Source organism: Nocardiopsis sp. NPDC006198 (genome assembly GCF_040613895.1).
Taxonomy (GTDB): domain Bacteria; phylum Actinomycetota; class Actinomycetes; order Streptosporangiales; family Streptosporangiaceae; genus Nocardiopsis; species Nocardiopsis tropica.
Map to the genome: position 1 here is coordinate 10,195 of NZ_JBEXSY010000009.1, position 16,017 is coordinate 26,211.

Genomic DNA, 16,017 nt, shown 5'->3' on the forward strand with positions numbered 1-16,017 from the left:
CGTCCGCGCCCCGCGAGTCGTGGACGTCGGCGCGCGTGCTGCCGACCGCGGAGGAGAGGTCGCCCGGGTGGACGTTCCGCTACTCCGCAGACAGGGCGGCGAGCAGCTTGCGCGTGGTCTCGGGCGGGCGCACGGCCACGCGCACCCAGTCGGCGTCCAGACCCGGGAAGGTGTCGGCCCGGCGTACGGCGATGCCCTGGTCGCGCAGCCGCGCGTGGACCCCCTCGCCCGCCTTCACCAGCACGAAAGGCGCCCGGGAGGGCACGAACCCGATCCCCGCTCCGCGCAGCCCCGCCTCCAGGCCGGTGCGCCACTCACCGAACTCCGCCGCGCGGCGCTCCGCCTCCGCGCCCGCCTCCTCGCCCGTGCAGGCGACGGAGGCGGCGATCGCGGGCGCCGACACCGACCAGGGCGTCTGTACCCGGGCCAGACCGCGCACGACGGCCTCGTCGCCGACCGCGTACCCGGCGCGGATACCCGGGACCGACCAGTGCTTGGTGAGACTGCGCAGCACCACCAGGCCCCCGATCCGCTCACCGGCCAAGGACTCCGGCTCCCCGGGCAGGGCGTCCATGAACGCCTCGTCCACCACGACCAGCCGGCCGGGCCGGCACAGCCCGCGCAGCGCCTCGGCCGGGTGCAGGACACCGGTGGGGTTGGTGGGGTTGCCGACCACCACCAGGTCCGCGTCCTCGGGCACAGCTGCGGGATCGAGGGCGAAACCCCGGCTCTCCGGGCAGAGCACGGCGGTGACGGTGTGCCCGGCCTGCTCCAGGGCGGCGTGCGGCTCGGTGAACTGGGGGTGCACGACGACGGGGCGATGCCACGGCCGCAAGCGGGCGACCAGGGTGAACGCCTCGGCCGCGCCCGCCGTCGGCAGGACCTCGGCGGGCCGCCGGGCGTGCCGGCGCGCGACGGCCTCGCGCGCGGGCGCGGGGTCGGGGTAGACGTCCGCGTGGTCCAGGCTCTCGTGCAGGGCCCGGTCGAGCCAGGCGGGCCGTTCCCCCGGATAGACGTTGACCGCGAAGTCGAGCATGCCGCCGCGCGCCTCCACGTCGCCGTGGTGGCGCAGCGGGTCGGCCACCGGTCCGGCGCCGGGGACGGCCGCCGTCCGGGCGGCGGGGGCGGGCACGGCGGGCGCCGGTGCCGGTGCTCTGTGCACGGCCTCGGCGAACCTCGCGGCGAGCTGCGGGTGGCCGGCCCAGTGCACGTGTAGGTAGGAGGCGTGCAGGGTCGGGGAGGCGAAGCCCTCCGGCGTGCCGTCGACCACCCAGGCCGGGCGGTCCCCGTGCCCGGGAGTGAGCGCCGTGCGGTGGAACTCGTGGCCGGTGACCCGCTCCCCGGCCCGGGTCAGCAGCGTGCCCCCCGGCGAGACCGCCTCGGGGTAGCGCAGGGTGAGCCGCTCCGTCATGCGGGCGACGGCCGGGACGGCACCCGCCATGGCGTGGCCGTCGAGCGCGTCGGCGAGGTAGAGCAGGCCGGCGCACTCGGCGACCGTCGGGACCCCGCCGCGGACCGCCTCACGCAGCTCGGCCAGCAGGCCCCGGTTCGCGGCGAGCTCGCCCGCGTACACCTCCGGGAAGCCGCCGCCCAGGTAGAGGCCCCGAGTGCCGGCCGGCAGGCCGGCGTCCTCCAGGGGGTCGAACGCGACGACCTCGCACCCGGCGGCGGTGAGCAGCTCCTCGGTCTCGGTGTAGCGGAAGGTGAAGGTCCGGCCCCCGGCCACGGCGACCACCGTGCGCGGGCCCGCGCCCGGGCCCGCCACCTCCGCGGCCGGGTCCCAGGGGCGGGCGTCCAGCGCGGGCGCGGAGCGGGCCGCCTCCAGCAGCGCGTCCAGGTCGACATGGCCCGCGATGTGCTCGCCGAGCCGCTCGACCACCCGTGCCGAGTCCTCCCGCTCCGACGCGGGGACGAGCCCGAGGTGGCGGGACGGGCTGGCGATCCGCTCGTCGCGGGGGATCACGCCGAGGACCGGCAGGCCGACCGAGCGGGTGATCTCGGCGACGTTGCGCGCCGAACCGGCCTTGTTGAGGAGCACGCCGACGACCTCGACCGCCGGGTCGTAGGCGGCCATGCCCGCCACCAGCGCGCCCACCGACCGGGACATGCGGGACACGTCCACGACCAGGACCACGGGCGTGCGGGTCAGGGCCGCGACGTGCGCGGAGGAGGCGAAGCCGTCGGCGCCGATCCGCCCGTCGTGCAGCCCCATCACCCCTTCGACGACGGCCGCGTCCGCGCCCCGGGCCCCGTGCAGGAGCAGCGGCGCCACCCGCTCCTCCCCGACCAGGTGGGGGTCGAGGTTGCGGCCGGGACGGCCGGTGGCCAGGGCGTGGTACCCGGGGTCGATGTAGTCCGGGCCGACCTTGTGGCCGCTGACGGCGAGCCCGGTGTCGCGGAGCGCGGCCATCAGGCCGGCGGCGACCGTGGTCTTGCCCTGCCCGGTCATGGGCGCGGCGACCATCAGCCTCGGCAGGGCCGTCGGCCGTGCCGGAGGCGCCTGCCGGGGCTGCCCCGGGGCCGACGGGGTCCTCACCACTCGATCCCCCGCTGGCCCTTGCGGCCCGCGTCCATCGGGTGCTTGACCTTGGTCATCTCGGTGACCAGGTCCGCCGCCTCCAGGAGTTCGGGGGCGGCGCGGCGGCCCGTGACGATCACGTGCTGGCGACCCGGACGGTCGCGCAGGGCGGTCACGACGTCCCCGACGTCGACCCAGCCCCAGTGGATCGGGTAGGTGAACTCGTCGAGGATGAGCAGGTCGTGCGTCTGCTCGGCGAGCCTGCGCTTGATCTCCGCCCATCCCTCGGCCGCGTCCGCCGCGTGGTCCTCGTCGCTGCCCCGGCGGCGGCTCCAGGACCAGCCCGAGCCCATCTTGTGCCACTCCACGGGGCCGCCCTCGCCGGTCTCCTCGTGCAGCCTCCCCAGGCGTTCGAGCACGGTCTGCTCGCCGATGCGCCACTTCGCCGACTTCACGAACTGGAACACCCCGATCCGCCAGCCCTGGTTCCAGCCGCGCAGCGCGAGCCCGAACGCGGCGGTCGACTTGCCCTTGCCGTCCCCGGTGTGGACGGCGAGCACGGGCTGGTTGCGGCGCTGCCGGGTGGTGAGCCCGTCGTCGGGGACGACGGACGGTCTGCCCTGGGGCATCAGGCGGCCCTCTCTCTCACGGCGTTTCCCAGAGTGTCGGCGCTGACCTCGTCGACGGGCAGGTGTTCGGCGCCCATGCGGGCGGCGAGGGCGGCGGCCAGGCCCAGGCGCAGCGGGCCGGACTCGCCGTCCACGACGACGGTGGCCACGCCCAGGCCGGCGACGTGGTCGGCGGCCTCCAGCGACCGGCCGACCGCCCCCCGTCCGCCGGTGGCCCGGCCGTCGGTCACCAGGACGAGCAGGGGGCGCTGCCTCGGGTCGCGCAGGCGCTCGCGCCGCAGGACCCGGGCGGCCTCCAGCAGGCCCTCGGCGAGCGGGGTGCGCCCCCCGGCGGGCAGTGCGTCCAGGCGGGCGGCGGCGGTGTCCACCGAACGGGTCGGGGGCAGCACCAGGTCGGCCGCCGTCCCCCGGAAGGTCACGAGCCCGACCTTGTCGCGGCGCCGGTAGGCGTCCAACAGCAGGGACAGGATGGCGGTCTTGACCTCGCCCATGCGCTTGCGCGCCGCCATGGAGCCGGAGGCGTCGACGCAGAACAGCACCAGGTTGCTCTCCTGGCCCTCGCGCACCGCGACGCGCAGGTCGCCGGGGAGCAGGCCGATCCGGCCGCCGCCGTGCGGGCGGGAGGCCGCCGCCCTGACGGTCTCGACCAGGTGGAGCGGGCCGCCGGAACCCCCGCCGGGCGGTGCGGCCCCGATCCGGCGGCCCCGGGAGCCGAGGGCGCGGCTGCGCCGGCCGTCGGCGCCGGTCCCCGTGCCCCGCGCGGTGAACGTCCGGGGGCGGTAGGGGGCGCCCGCTCCGACCGTGGTGCCGGCCGTGGGCTCGGGCCCGGCCCCGTCCCGCTCGGCGTCCCCGCGGTCCCGGGGGGCTTCCGCCTCCCGGGCGTTCTCCGGCCCACGGGGCGGGGCGGGGGACCGGTCCGGTTCGCCGGCGCCGGCCTCCGGGGACCGGGAGGGGGCCCCGTCCGCGTCCCCGGGGGCGCCGTCCCCGCCGTCATCGGCGGGGGAAGCGGGGTCGTCGGAGCCGGTGGGGCCGTCGGAGCCGCCCGGCGGCTCGGGGCCGTCCGGCGGCGGCTCCTCGTCCCCCAGGACGCGGTCGAGGAGCTCCTCGTCGAGCCCCGGCGCGTCGAAGGGATTGCGCCGGCGCCGGTGCGGCAGGGCCAGCAGGGCCGCGCGGCGGATGTCGGCCAGGGAGACCGAGGTCCGGCCCTCCCAGGCGGCGTGCGCCAGGGCCGTGCGCGCGGTCACGATGTCGGCGCGCAGGCCGTCGACCTCGAACGCCGCGCACACCTGCGCGATCTTCAGCAGCGCGGCGTCGGACAGCCGGGCGCGCCGGGCCGTCTCCCGGGCCGCCGCGATGCGCTCGGCGAGGGCCTTCTCGGCCCGGTCGTAGCGTTCGGAGAAGGCGGCGGCGTCGGCGTCGTAGGCCATGCGCCTGCGGACCACCTCCACGCGTGCGGCGGGGTCGGAGGGCGCGGCGACCTCGACGGTCAGCCCGAACCGGTCCAGGAGCTGCGGGCGCAGCTCGCCCTCCTCGGGGTTCATCGTCCCGATGAGCAGGAAGCGCGCGGCGTGCTCCACGGAGAACCCGTCGCGCTCCACGGTCACCCGGCCGGTCGCGGCGGCGTCCAGGAGGAGGTCGACCAGGTGGTCGTGGAGCAGGTTGACCTCGTCCACGTAGAGGAGGCCGCGGTGGCCGCGCGCCAGCAGCCCGGGTTCGTAGGCGACCCGGCCGTGCGTGAGCGCCTGTTCCAGGTGCAGCGAGCCCAGGACGCGGTCCTCGGTGGCGCCCACCGGCAGTTCGACCAGGCGCACCGGGCGGCGCTCCACGGCCGTGCCGGGAGGGAAGGGACCGTCCGGCGACTCCTGCGCGGGGTCGGCGGGGTCGACGGAGAAGCGGTCGCCCCGGTAGACCTCGACCGGGGGCAGGAGGGGGGCCAGGGCCCGCACCGCGGTGGACTTGGCGGTGCCCTTCTGGCCGCGGACCAGGACGCCGCCGATCTCGGGGGAGACGCTGGCCAGGACGAGGGCCAGGCCCAGGTCGTCGAGCGGTTCGGCGTCGCAGCCGACGATCGCCGAGAAGGGATAGTGGGACGTCCGCAATGGCATGTGAGGCTCCCGCTCGTTTCGCCATCGGTCATGGGCGGGTGCGGGGCCGGTCTTCGGACTCACCGAGTCCTCCTGTACGGAGGCTCGGCTCACCGCAGCGGGCCTGTGCCGGATTCTCACCGGGCTTCCCAGATTCTCCCCGGACGCCGTCCCCACCGTTTCCGATGGCTGGGCAGCCGGGGCACCTCGCACCTTCGGCCGCCACGATAGCGTCCTGCCCATGAAGGTCGAGATGTCCCCTCCCCGAATCACCGTCGTCGGCATCGGCGCCGACGGCTGGCCGGGCGTGCCCGAGAGGCTGCGCGGGCTGGTCCTGGCGGCCGACACGGTGCTGGGCGGGCCCAGGCACCTCGCCATGCTGCCGCGGGCGCCGGGCCAGCGGCGCCGGGCCTGGCCCTCCCCGCTGCGCGAGGGCCTGCCGGACCTGCTCGTCTCCCTGGAGGGCCGCGCCGTCGTCGCACTGGCCTCCGGCGACCCCCTGGTCTCGGGCATCGGCAGCACGCTGATCGACCTGCTCGGAGCGGACGCGGTGCGCGTGGAGCCGGCCGTCTCCTCGGTCGCCCTGGCCCGCGCCCGGATGGGGTGGCCGGCGGAGGGGAGCACGGTGCTGTCCCTGGTGGGGCGCGACACGCACCTGCTGATGCGCGTCCTGGCCCCGGGACGCCGCGTCCTGGTGCTCTCCTCGGACGCCGCCACCCCCGGGACGGTCGCCGCCCTGCTGGTCGGAGCGGGCTACGGCGGCAGCCGGATGACCGTCCTCGGCGACCTGGGGGCGGCCGGGGAGTCGCGGTCGGGGAGCACGGCCCGCGACTGGCTCGGCTCCCCTCCGGAGGAGGTGCCCCGGCTGCACGTACTGGCGCTGGAGCTCTTCGGGCCGACGGGCCTCGGACTGGTCGCCGGGCTGCCCGACGACGCGTTCGAGCACGACGGCCAGCTCACCAAGCGGGACCTGCGCGCCTCGGCGCTGGCCCGGCTGGCGCCCTCCCCGGGGCAGCACCTGTGGGACGTGGGCGCGGGCGCGGGCTCGGTCGGCATCGAGTGGATGCGCGCCCACCCCTCGTGCACGGCCACGGCGGTGGAGGCCGACGCCGGGCGCGCCGGGCGGATCGGCCGCAACGCCGACAGGCTCGGCGTCCCGGGCCTGCGCGTGGTCGCCGGCCGTGCGCCGGACGCGCTGGAGGGGCTGGCCCCGCCCGACGCGGTGTTCGTCGGCGGCGGCGCGACCCGGCCCGGCGTGCTCGACGCCTGCCTGGAGGCGCTGGTACCGGGCGGCCGACTCGTGGTGCACGGGGTGACGCTGGAGACCGAGCGGCTGCTCGCGGACGCCTACCGGCGCCACGGCGGGGAGCTGACCCGCACCGCCGTGGAGACCGCCGCGCCCATCGGCGCGTTCACCGGATGGTCCCCCGCCCGCACCGTCACCCAGTGGAGCCTGGCCACGTCACCCGGAAGCGCCTGACGAGGGGGCGGCGCCCCTGGGCCGCGCGGGGTCGTACAGGTAGGACTCACCGCCCCCCTCGGGGTCGAGCGCCCACCCGACCAGGATCACCGCCGCCTGCCGGAGCCCCGCCTCCTCCACCAGGCCGGCGACGGTGGAGACCGTCCCGCGCAGCACCGCCTCCTCCGGCTGGCTGGCCCGGTACACGACCACCGCGGGACAGTCCGCGCCGTAGGCGGGGACGATCTCGGCCATGAGCTCCCGCACCCGCCGGATCGCCAGGTGCAGCACCAGCGTGGCCCGCGTCGCCGCGAACGCGCCCAGCGCCTCGGTCTCCGGCATCGCCGTCGACCGGGCGCCGGTCCGGGTCAGCACCACCGACTGGGCCACCAGCGGCACGGTCAGCTCGCGGCCCACCAGCGCCGAGGCGGCCGCGTAGGCGGGCACCCCCGGCGTGACGTCCCACGGGACCCCGTGCGCGTCGAGCCTCCGGGTCTGCTCGGCCAGCGCCGAGTACAGCGAGGGGTCCCCGGAGGTCAGCCGTACGACGTCCCGGTCCGCGGCGTGCGCGGCGACCAGGCGTTCGGTGATGCGGTCCAGGTCCAGACCCTGGGTGTCGACCAGTTCCGCGCCGGGGGCGCAGTGGGAGAGGACCCCGGGGTCCAGGTACGTGCCGGGGTAGAGGACGACGTCGGCCGCGTTGAGCATGCGCGTGGCGCGGACGGTGAGCAGGTCGGCGGCTCCGGGCCCCGCCCCCACGAAGTGCACGGTCACGGCTGCACCCACCTCGGCGTCCAGACCCGGCCCGACCCGGAGACGCGGGTGCCGGAGGCGCCGACGATGAGCAGGCAGCGCATGTCGACGCCGGCGGGGTCGAGCTCCCCGAGCGTGGTCACCGCCAGGGACTCGCCCTCCCTGCCGACGCTCCGTCCGACGACGACCACGGTGTCGGGCTTGCGGTGCTCCAGCAGGACCTCGCGGGCGGCGGCGACCTGCCCGGTCCGCGAGCGCGAGGCCGGGTTGTAGATCGCCAGCGCCAGGTCGGCCTCGGCGACGGCGCGCAGGCGCCGTTCGATCACCTCCCAGGGCTTGAGCCGGTCCGACAGGCTCATCACCGCGAAGTCACCGCCGACGGGGGCGCCCGCCCGGGCGGCGACCGCCTGCACGGCGCTGACGCCCGGCAGCACCCGGACCGGGACGTCCCGGTAGGCGGGGTCCTCGGCCGCCTCGAACACGGCGGTGGCCATGCCGAACACACCGGCGTCCCCGCCCGAGACCACCGCCACGCTCTCACCGTCGCGGGCGAGCCCGAGGGCGAGGCGGGCGCGGTCGATCTCGACGGTGTTGCCGGAGGCGTGCCGGGTCAGGCCGGCCCGCTGCGGGACGCGGTCGACGTAGGGGCCGTAGCCCACCACGTGGTCCACCCCGGCCAGCGCCGCGGAGGCCTCGGGGGTGAGCCAGCGGCCGGGACCGGGCCCCAGGCCGACGACCAGCAGCTCGGCGGCAGGGCCGGCGGGCTCCACGGCCGCGGGTTCCGGCAGGGACCGGTCGCGCGACCTCCTGCCGTTGCGGCTGTCCCCGGTGACCAGGACCAGGGAGAAGTAGGGCACCGTCGCCGGATCGACCTCGGCCACGGGCAGCCGCCGCTCCCCGTCCATGGAGGCGCGCTCCACGTACACGGCGTGCTCCAGCCGCCCCGCGGACTCCAGCGCCCGGCGCACGGCGGGGAAGGTCCGGCCCAGCTTCATGACCACCGCGGCGTCGGTGTCGGCCAGCCGGCGGGCCAGCTCCGGCTCGGGGAGGGTTCCGGGCAGCACGGTGAGCACGTCGGTCTGCCGGGCCAGCGGGGCCGCCGCCACCGCCGTGGCCGCGGCGAACGCCGGGACCCCGGGCACGATCTCCGTCTCGTACCGCTCGGCCAGCCGGTCGTGCATGTACATGTACGAGCCGTAGAACAGCGGGTCGCCCTCGGAGAGGAGCACGACGTCGCGGCCGGCGTCCAGGTGCGCGGCCAGCCGGGCGGCGGACTCCTCGTAGAAGTCGGCCAGCACCCCCGTGTACCCGCCCGGGTGGTCGGTCGCGCCGGTGGTGACCGGGTAGGTGAGCTGTTCCTCGACCGCCGACCCGGGGATCAGCGACGCGGCGATGCGGCGGGCGTTGGACGCCTTGCCGACCCCGGCGTGGTAGGCGACGACGTCGGCCGCGGCGATGAGCCGTGCGGCCTTGAGGGTGATCAGCTCGGGGTCGCCGGGGCCGACGCCCACCCCGTGGAAACGTCCGGTCACTCCTCCTCCTTGGCGAGTGCGTTGAGAGCGGAACAGGTCATCGCGGAGCCTCCGCGGCGGCCGCGGGCGGTCACGTAGGGGATGTCGGCGCCGAACCGGTCGCCGAACTCCGTCAGCGCCTGCTTGGACTCGGCGGCCCCCACGAAACCGACGGGGCAGCCGACGATCGCGGCCGGGCGCGGCGCCCCGTCGGCCAGCATCTCCAACAGGTGGAAGAGGGCGGTGGGCGCGTTGCCGACGGCGACCACGGCGCCCTCCAGGAACGGTTCCCACAGGGAGACCGCGGCGGCGCTGCGCGTGGTCCCCCACTCGGCGGCGAGGCCGGGGACGCGTCCGTCGCCCAGGAAGCAGAGCACCTCGTTGTCACACGGAAGGCGGCTCGCGGTCACACCGCTGGCCACCATGCGCGCGTCGCACAGGATCGGCGCCCCGGCACGCAGGGCGGAGCGCGCCGCGGACACCAGGCCGGGGTGGACCACCAGGTCCCCGGCGAGGTCGACCTGGCCGGTGCCGTGGATCATCCGCACGGCGAGCCGCTCCGCGTCGGCGGGCAGGTGCCCGAGCTCGGCCTCCTTCCTGATGACGGCGAAGGAGTCCGTGTAGATCGCGGGCCCGTCGTCGATGTAGTCGTAGTGCCGGCCCGGCCGGCGTGGGACGGTCACCGCGCCTCCCCGGGGCTGGAAACGGACTCTCCCGGCACCAGGACGCCGCGCCAGGGTGTGACGACGAGTTCGCCGGACCCGGCGGCGAGCGCCTCCTCGGCGAGGGCCTCGGCGGCCGGACGGTCCAGGCCCTCGTCGGGCACACGCACATGCCGTGCGCCCCCGGGCAGCGGGCCGTACGGCAGCGGTGGGGCGGGAGGCGGGAGCCGCCGGTCCGGTTCCACCGGCCCGGCCAGCGGCGCCGGGAGCTCGGCGACGTGCCACGGCGCGGTGGGCCCCTCCCCGCGGCGGTCCAGGAACGCGTCCGCCAGGCGCAGGAGCGCGGCGGGCGCCTCGTCGACCGGCACCAGCGGGCCCCAGCGCTCGCCGATCCTCAGCTGGGCGACGCCCTCGTCCAGGGCGACGAGCCCCAGGTCGCACGGGTGGCCGATCAGGTCGCCGCGCCCGTCGTCCAGGACGAACAGGAAACGGCCGGGCAGGTCGGCGCGGCGCGGGACGGAGCACAGCATCGTGTCCAGGTCCGAGGCGACGGGGCGCAGGTCGGCCCGGCCTCCGCCCGGTCCGGTCCCGGCGGGGCCCGCCGTGCCCGTGCCCGGGGAGACCATCACGTTGCGGACGAGTTCGTGGCTGACGGAGGGCAGCAGGCCGGTCTCCGCCAGGGCCCGGACCACCTCGGGCCCCAACCGCCCCGCGTTTCCCGGCAGCGCGCGCAGTTGCAGGTTCGCGCGGCCGGTGACGTGGACACGGCCGGAGCCGTACCGGTCGGCCACCGCGGCGAGGGCGCGCAGCGAGGAGGCGCCGACACGGCCGCCGATGAGCCGGAGCCTGACCAGCAGGCCGTCCTCGGCGGGCCAGGGTCTCAGCACGCCGGGGCAGCGGTCGCGGCGCGTACGGCGCGTGGAGGGGGGAGAACCGGTCGGGGACATGCGCGTCCTTCGGGTCAGGGGCTCGTTCGCGGAGCCCGCGGATGACTCGGCGGACCGTGGCCGCCGGTGCCAGCAGGTCTTCGGACTCGGATTCGACCGGTGCGGAGCGCCTTCCCGGAGCCGTGCTCCAGTGGCTGTCCCGGGGAGTGCTCCCCGGACGTGCCCGCCCGTCATCCTCACCGCTGCGCGTCAGTCCCGGATTCCCACCGGGTTCCCTGACCCCACCAAGTGGAGTTCGACTGGCCCGACGAGGGTACCCCGACCCCCTCCTGCCTGCTCCGGGGGACGTCGCCTTGCCGTGCCGGCCTCCGGCGGCGGCCCCGGGCGGTCCGGCCGGGGCGGACCGGGCGACCGGCCCCGTCCCCGGGCCCGCAGACCGGATGACCGGACGACATGAAGGGGCCCCGCCCTCCGAGGAGGGCGGGGCCCCGACCGCGCGGACGCGGGGACGGGCCGCGGGACGGCCGCACGGGTCCTCGCAGGTCAGTCCTCGGCGCGCACGTCGACGACCTCGCCGGCCGCGTCGAGGATCACCTCGTACTCCTGGCCGCCGGCGTCGAGCACCTCGGCGTCCCAGCCGTCCCAGCCGTCCTCGTCCTGGCGCTCGACCTCGACGGTGCGGGCGCCCTCGCCGACCGCCTCGGCGGCGTTCGCGGACACCGTGTCGCGGTCGGCCTCGGTCTGCCCGCCGGTGTTCTGCCACGGGGCCGGGCCGTCGTCGGTGTCCCGGAAGGCCAGCCCGTTGATGGTGTACACGTCGGCGTCGTCGCGGTCGTCGTCGGCCTCGTAGCGCACGCCCAGCGTCACCTCGGTGCCCTCCAGGCCGCGCAGCTCGTCCAGGAGCGGCTGGACGGTGCCGTTGCCGTCGAAGTCCTCCAGCTCGGGGTCGGTCAGCAGCCACTCCTCGGGTCCGAAGTCGACCTCGACACCGGACACCGTCCAGTCGTCGGTGTCGTCGCCGTCGTCGTCGTCACCGTCGGCGCGCAGCTCGCCCACGAGCTGCTCCAGGCCGTCCACCGACTGGGACGAGGGGGGGTTCTGCCCCGACGCGTCCGCCCCGCTCGCCGAGGGGGCCGAACCGGAGGTCACGCCGGTGAGCTCGATCGAGTCGACCTGCTGCTCGGGGTCGTCCACCACGAGGTAGCCGATCGTGCCGACGGCCAGCAGCCCGGCCGCGGCGGCGGAGGAGAGGAGGATGACGGTGTTGCGCTGCATCGGCGTTTCCTTTGCTCGAAGGTTTCTACTGCCCCAAGCATGCGGCGGCAAGATGATGGAGTCCTGAAAGCCACCTGAAGAACGTCTTCATGTGGCTCTCAGGAACGGTTCAGCGGTTCCTGCCAAGGTAGGGGGACCACGGGCGGAGAGGACACGGCGTTGGCGATTCTGGTGGTGGAGGACGAGGAGGGCATCGTCTCCTTCGTGCGGCGGGGCCTGGAGACGGCCGGGTACCAGGTGCTCTCGGCCGCGGACGGGATCGACGGGCTGACGATGGCCCTGTCCCCCGACGTCGACCTGGTCGTCCTGGACCTGGGACTGCCCGGCATCCCGGGGGAGGAGGTGCTGCGCCGCCTGCGGCAGCGCCGCCCCTCGGTCCCCGTGATCGTGCTCACCGCCAAGGACGCGGTCAGCGACCGGGTGGCCAACCTCGACGCCGGGGCCGACGACTACATGGTCAAGCCCTTCAGCGTGAGCGAGCTCCTGGCCCGGGTCCGGGCGCGCCTGCGCACGGGCGGACAGGAGCGCGGCGACGTGCTGGCGGCCGGCGGCGTCGTACTCGACCTCGGGGCCCGCACCGCCTCCGTCGACGGCCGGACCGTCAACCTGTCGACCCGCGAGTTCGGCGTCCTGGAGGTCCTCATCCGCAACCCCTCACAGGTGTTCTCCCAGCCCCAGCTGCTCGACCGCGTCTGGGGCTACGACTTCGACGGCGCCTCCAACGTGGTCGAGGTCTACGTCAGCCAGCTGCGCCGCAAGCTCGGCGCCGACCGCATCCAGACCGTCCGCGGCGCGGGCTACCGCCTCGCCGGGGGTACCCGGTGAGCCTCACCGGCCGCGTCGTCCTGCGGTCGCTGCTCGTCATGGCCCTCGTCATCGGCGGCGTCGCCCTGCTCACCTACGAACTCGTGCGCGTCTCGGGCCTGACCGACATCGACCGCCTGCTCCGGGAGGAGTCGGCGCTGGTCGGCGACGCCCTCGCCGACCAGGTCCCCGCCGCCGCGGGGCTCGACGGGGTGGTCTCGGGGCCCGAGGCGGAGCGCGCCGCACGTCAGGCGCTCGCCGTGCGCCCCAGCGGAGCCCGCCACGTGACGCTGGTGACCGCCAACGGGGCGCGCCTGCAGAGCACGGGAGGCCCCACCCGCGTCGCCGGGCTGATGCGCGGCGGCGACGCCCCCGCACCCGAGCCGGGGACGATCCGCACCCTCGACACCGACGCCGGCCCGGTCCGGGTGCTCGACACCGAGGTCGCCGACGGGGCCGGGGTCCCCCTCGCCGTCGTCACCGTCGTCGCCCCCCTCGACTCCACCCGCGACACGGCGGCCACGGTCCTGCTGCTCTCCGCCCTCGCCGGCGGGGTCGGCGTCGTCGGCGGCGGCATCGCGCTGTGGCTGGTGGTGCGGCGCACCCTGTCGCCCGTGCGGGAGGTCTCCGAGGCGGCCAAGGCCATCTCCCCCTCCGACCTGGACACCCGCGTACCCGTGCCCGCCACCCGCGACGAGATCGCCGAACTGGCCACCGAGATCAACCAGATGCTCGTGCGCATCGAGCAGGCCGACACCAACCGGCGCCGCTACCTGGCCGCGATCTCGCACGAGGTGCGCACCCCCCTCGCCGTCGCGGAGGGGCACCTGGAACTGCTGGGCACGGCCGACGCGGCCGTCGTGCGCGCCGAACTCGACCGCCTGCGCCGGGTCCTGGAGGACCTCATGGCGGTCGCCCGGGGAGGCGACGAGATCGACGTCCGGGTGGAGGCGGTGTTCCTGCCCGACCTGTTCCACGCCGTGCGCGCCCGGCTGGACTCCCTGCCCTACGCCGGCGCGGTCACCCTGGAGGAGCCGCCGCCGGACGTCCTGCTCGGCGACCAGTCACGCCTGGAGCAGTGCCTGGCCAACCTGGTCGCGAACGCCGTCGACCACAACCCGGAGGGCACCCGCGCCACCGTGGCCGCCCGCGGCGAGGGCGACTCCCTCGTCCTCACGGTGTCCGACGACGGCCCGGGCATCGACCCCGCGCTGCTGCCCCACGTGTTCGAGCCCTTCGTGACCTCGCGGGACGAGGGCGCCGGCCGCATCTCCGGCCTCGGGCTGGCGGTCGTCAGCTCCCTGGTCCAGGCCCAGGGCGGCCGGGTGGGGATCGACAGCGGGCCCTCCGGCACCGGCGTCGCGATCACCCTGCCCAGGGCCACGGCCTGACCGGCGGCCGACACGCCGCGGCGGCCCGGGGAGCGCAGTGCGTGCGGGAAGCGCCGGGGCGCGCGGGGACGGGCCTGTGCGAAGGCATGCCGGACCGGGGCGGCGGGAGGGAAGGGAAAAGCCCCAGGCGCATGTCAGCAGAGGCGGCACTGGGGCGTTCCCCAGGACAGTAGCATCGGGCGATGTCCTCCGTCGAAGCAGACACCGACGCGGTCCTGAGCCTGGTCCCCGCCCCGCGCCTCGCGCCCTACCTGGCGCTGGCCGGGGGAGACCGGGGCCGCGCCCTCGCCCTGTACGAGTGGGGCGCGCGCGTGTCCGCGGCGGCCTTCGAGGACATCGCCCACCTGGAGGTCCTGCTCAGAGGGGGCATGGACAGGGTCCTGCGGGCCCACTTCCGGGAGGCCGAGCGGGGCATCCCCTGGTTCCTGCTCCCCGTTCCCGGCGGCGAGTACGTCGCCGAGGCGTCCGGCCGCGTCCGTGAGCGCCTCCGCCAGGAGGGGCGGGAGACGCGCGACCAGGTCGTCGCCGCGATGAGCTTCGGGTTCTGGTCCGGGATGCTCGGGCCCGGGTACGAGGAGCTGTGGCGGGCCTGCCTGCACCGGGCCTTCCCCGGGTCGTCCGGGATGCGCGCGGAGGTGGCCGCCACTGCGGAGGGGGTCCGCCGGTTCCGCAACCGGATCGCCCACCACGACTCGGTGCTCGGCGTCGACTTCCCGTTCGAGGTCCGCCAGGTCGCGGAGCTGGCAGCGTTCGTCGACCCGGCCGCGGGGCGCTGGCTCCGAAGCCGCAGCCGGACCATGGACGTCTACGCGCAGCGCCCCGCCACGCCCGACGACACGCTGGTGGTCTCGGCCCCCGGCGCGCTGTTCCTCTACGAACGCTGCCGGGCCCACGTCACACGGGCGGGACAGGCCTTCGCCGGGGTCGACCGCATGGCCTTCCGAGTGGACGACATGATCGCCTCGGACCTCCCGCGGGTCCTCCTGCGCCGGGACAACGTGGAGTGGACCGAGCGCGGCGCGATCCGGCTGCGCCGCACCCGCGACCCCTGGGACCGCAGGATCGCCGAGGTCGTCGAGGACTCGCTCGTGACCGGGCGGGACGGGGGCCGGCGCCAGGTCTTCCTGCTGACCGGGCCGGACGAGCCCGGCCACCGCCGCCTGGCCGGGCCCCTCCCCGTGAACGGGGACGTGTCCGGGACCGCGGCGGCCGGGAAGGACGGTTCCGGCGGGGGCGGGGAGGGGTTCGCCGGGCGGCCCGTGCCGGAGTACGCCTACACCCGCCTCCACGCCCTGGAGACCGGCGCCGCCGGCTGACCCGGAAGGGCCCGGACACGCGGCCCCTCCGGTCCGCACCGGGGCGTCGGACGCGGAAGCCCGGCGCCCCCTAGGATGTGGACCATTGGTCCGCTTGAAGCGGCGGGCCCGTCTCGCAGGGGGAGTGAAAGTGAGCCCACGCAGGGAGCGCGCCGACGCGCAGCGCAACAGGGAGGCGGTGCTCGCCGCCGCGGACCGGCTCTTCGCCGCGAGCACGAGCCCCGGCGGCGTGTCGATGGACGACGTCGCGACGGCCGCGGGCGTCGGCAAGGGCACGCTCTTCCGCAGGTTCGGCGACCGCGACGGCCTGATCCAGGCGCTCATGGAGAAACGGATCGCCCCCCTGCGCGAGGCCGTCGCCGAAGGGCCCGCGCCCCTCGGCCCCGACACGCCCGCGCGCGAACGCGTTCCGGCGCTCATGGCCGCGCTGCTGCGGTTCAAACTCGACAACCGCCACCTGGCGCTGGCGCTGGAGACGGGCGGCGGGAACAGCCCCTACCGGGCGGGGCACTACACGTGGTGGCACACCCTCCTGCGGGACGCCGTGCGCGGGATCCCGGGCGCGCCCGACGCCGACTTCACCGCCCACGCGCTCTTGGCCGCCGTCCGCGCCGACCTGGTGGAGCACCTGGCCGGCGGGGAGGGGGCCCCGCCGGAGCGGCTGGAGGAGCGGCTGGAGGCGTACGTCGCCAAGGTGCTCGCCTGAGGCCCTTCCCCGGCGGCGGCCC

General features: G+C 76.4%; 13 protein-coding genes and 2 riboswitches. Of the genes, 5 read left to right on the top strand and 8 right to left on the bottom strand.

The features are described from left to right. Positions 1 to 79: 79 nt before the first annotated feature. Genes ABZ234_RS08745 through ABZ234_RS08755 form a run of 3 tightly spaced genes read right to left on the bottom strand, consistent with a single transcriptional unit; the run spans position 80 to position 5,246 of the window. Complete coding sequence (locus ABZ234_RS08745; RefSeq protein WP_355011629.1) at positions 80 to 2,536, bottom strand: cobyrinate a,c-diamide synthase; 2,457 nt, start codon at positions 2,534 to 2,536, stop codon at positions 80 to 82. Further along, a complete protein-coding gene (cobO, locus tag ABZ234_RS08750; protein WP_344180440.1) occupies positions 2,533 to 3,147 on the bottom strand; it encodes a cob(I)yrinic acid a,c-diamide adenosyltransferase in 615 nt (204 codons plus the stop codon). The genes ABZ234_RS08745 and cobO overlap by 4 nt, the downstream gene beginning before the upstream one ends. Beyond that, positions 3,147 to 5,246, bottom strand: a complete 2,100-nt coding sequence (locus ABZ234_RS08755) for a VWA domain-containing protein (RefSeq protein WP_355011680.1) — start codon at positions 5,244 to 5,246, stop codon at positions 3,147 to 3,149. Before ABZ234_RS08755 ends, cobO begins: the two co-directional genes overlap by 1 nt. A gap of 50 nt (positions 5,247 to 5,296) precedes the next feature. Next, positions 5,297 to 5,400, bottom strand: a riboswitch (cobalamin riboswitch). A gap of 72 nt (positions 5,401 to 5,472) precedes the next feature. On the opposite strand from ABZ234_RS08755, the gene cbiE reads away from it, so the two are divergent. Then, entirely contained in the window at positions 5,473 to 6,711 is a 1,239-nt protein-coding gene (gene cbiE, locus ABZ234_RS08760) for a precorrin-6y C5,15-methyltransferase (decarboxylating) subunit CbiE (RefSeq protein ID WP_355011630.1), read from the top strand. Here cbiE and ABZ234_RS08765 read toward each other — a convergent pair. From ABZ234_RS08765 to ABZ234_RS08785, 5 genes are all read right to left on the bottom strand, one after another. Continuing rightward, on the bottom strand, positions 6,694 to 7,476 hold the full coding sequence (locus tag ABZ234_RS08765; protein WP_267946761.1) for an SAM-dependent methyltransferase: 783 nt from the start codon (positions 7,474 to 7,476) through the stop codon (positions 6,694 to 6,696). The genes cbiE and ABZ234_RS08765 overlap by 18 nt on opposite strands. Next, complete coding sequence (locus ABZ234_RS08770) at positions 7,461 to 8,975, bottom strand: precorrin-2 C(20)-methyltransferase (protein WP_355011631.1); 1,515 nt, start codon at positions 8,973 to 8,975, stop codon at positions 7,461 to 7,463. The genes ABZ234_RS08765 and ABZ234_RS08770 overlap by 16 nt, the downstream gene beginning before the upstream one ends. Continuing rightward, positions 8,972 to 9,637, bottom strand: coding sequence for a precorrin-8X methylmutase (locus tag ABZ234_RS08775; protein WP_267946759.1), 666 nt, complete (start codon positions 9,635 to 9,637; stop codon positions 8,972 to 8,974). The genes ABZ234_RS08770 and ABZ234_RS08775 overlap by 4 nt, the downstream gene beginning before the upstream one ends. Continuing rightward, complete coding sequence (locus ABZ234_RS08780; protein WP_355011632.1) at positions 9,634 to 10,563, bottom strand: nitrite reductase; 930 nt, start codon at positions 10,561 to 10,563, stop codon at positions 9,634 to 9,636. Before ABZ234_RS08780 ends, ABZ234_RS08775 begins: the two co-directional genes overlap by 4 nt. 53 nt (positions 10,564 to 10,616) lie before the next feature. Beyond that, positions 10,617 to 10,822: riboswitch (cobalamin riboswitch) on the bottom strand. Positions 10,823 to 11,046: 224 nt separating this feature from the next. Then, positions 11,047 to 11,778 carry a hypothetical protein gene (locus ABZ234_RS08785; RefSeq protein WP_355011633.1) on the bottom strand — a complete coding sequence of 244 codons (732 nt, stop codon included), beginning with the start codon at positions 11,776 to 11,778 and terminating at the stop codon, positions 11,047 to 11,049. Between the two features lie 159 nt (positions 11,779 to 11,937). Between ABZ234_RS08785 and ABZ234_RS08790 the strand changes: the two genes are divergently transcribed. The 4 genes from ABZ234_RS08790 (at position 11,938) to ABZ234_RS08805 (ending at position 15,995) form a co-directional block, all read left to right on the top strand. Beyond that, on the top strand, positions 11,938 to 12,603 hold the full coding sequence (locus ABZ234_RS08790) for a response regulator transcription factor (protein WP_267946756.1): 666 nt from the start codon (positions 11,938 to 11,940) through the stop codon (positions 12,601 to 12,603). After that, positions 12,600 to 13,973, top strand: coding sequence for a HAMP domain-containing sensor histidine kinase (locus ABZ234_RS08795; protein ID WP_355011634.1), 1,374 nt, complete (start codon positions 12,600 to 12,602; stop codon positions 13,971 to 13,973). Before ABZ234_RS08790 ends, ABZ234_RS08795 begins: the two co-directional genes overlap by 4 nt. A gap of 182 nt (positions 13,974 to 14,155) precedes the next feature. Next, complete coding sequence (locus ABZ234_RS08800; protein ID WP_355011635.1) at positions 14,156 to 15,289, top strand: hypothetical protein; 1,134 nt, start codon at positions 14,156 to 14,158, stop codon at positions 15,287 to 15,289. A gap of 130 nt (positions 15,290 to 15,419) precedes the next feature. Then, positions 15,420 to 15,995, top strand: a complete 576-nt coding sequence (locus ABZ234_RS08805) for a TetR/AcrR family transcriptional regulator (protein ID WP_267946753.1) — start codon at positions 15,420 to 15,422, stop codon at positions 15,993 to 15,995. Positions 15,996 to 16,017: the final 22 nt, after the last annotated feature.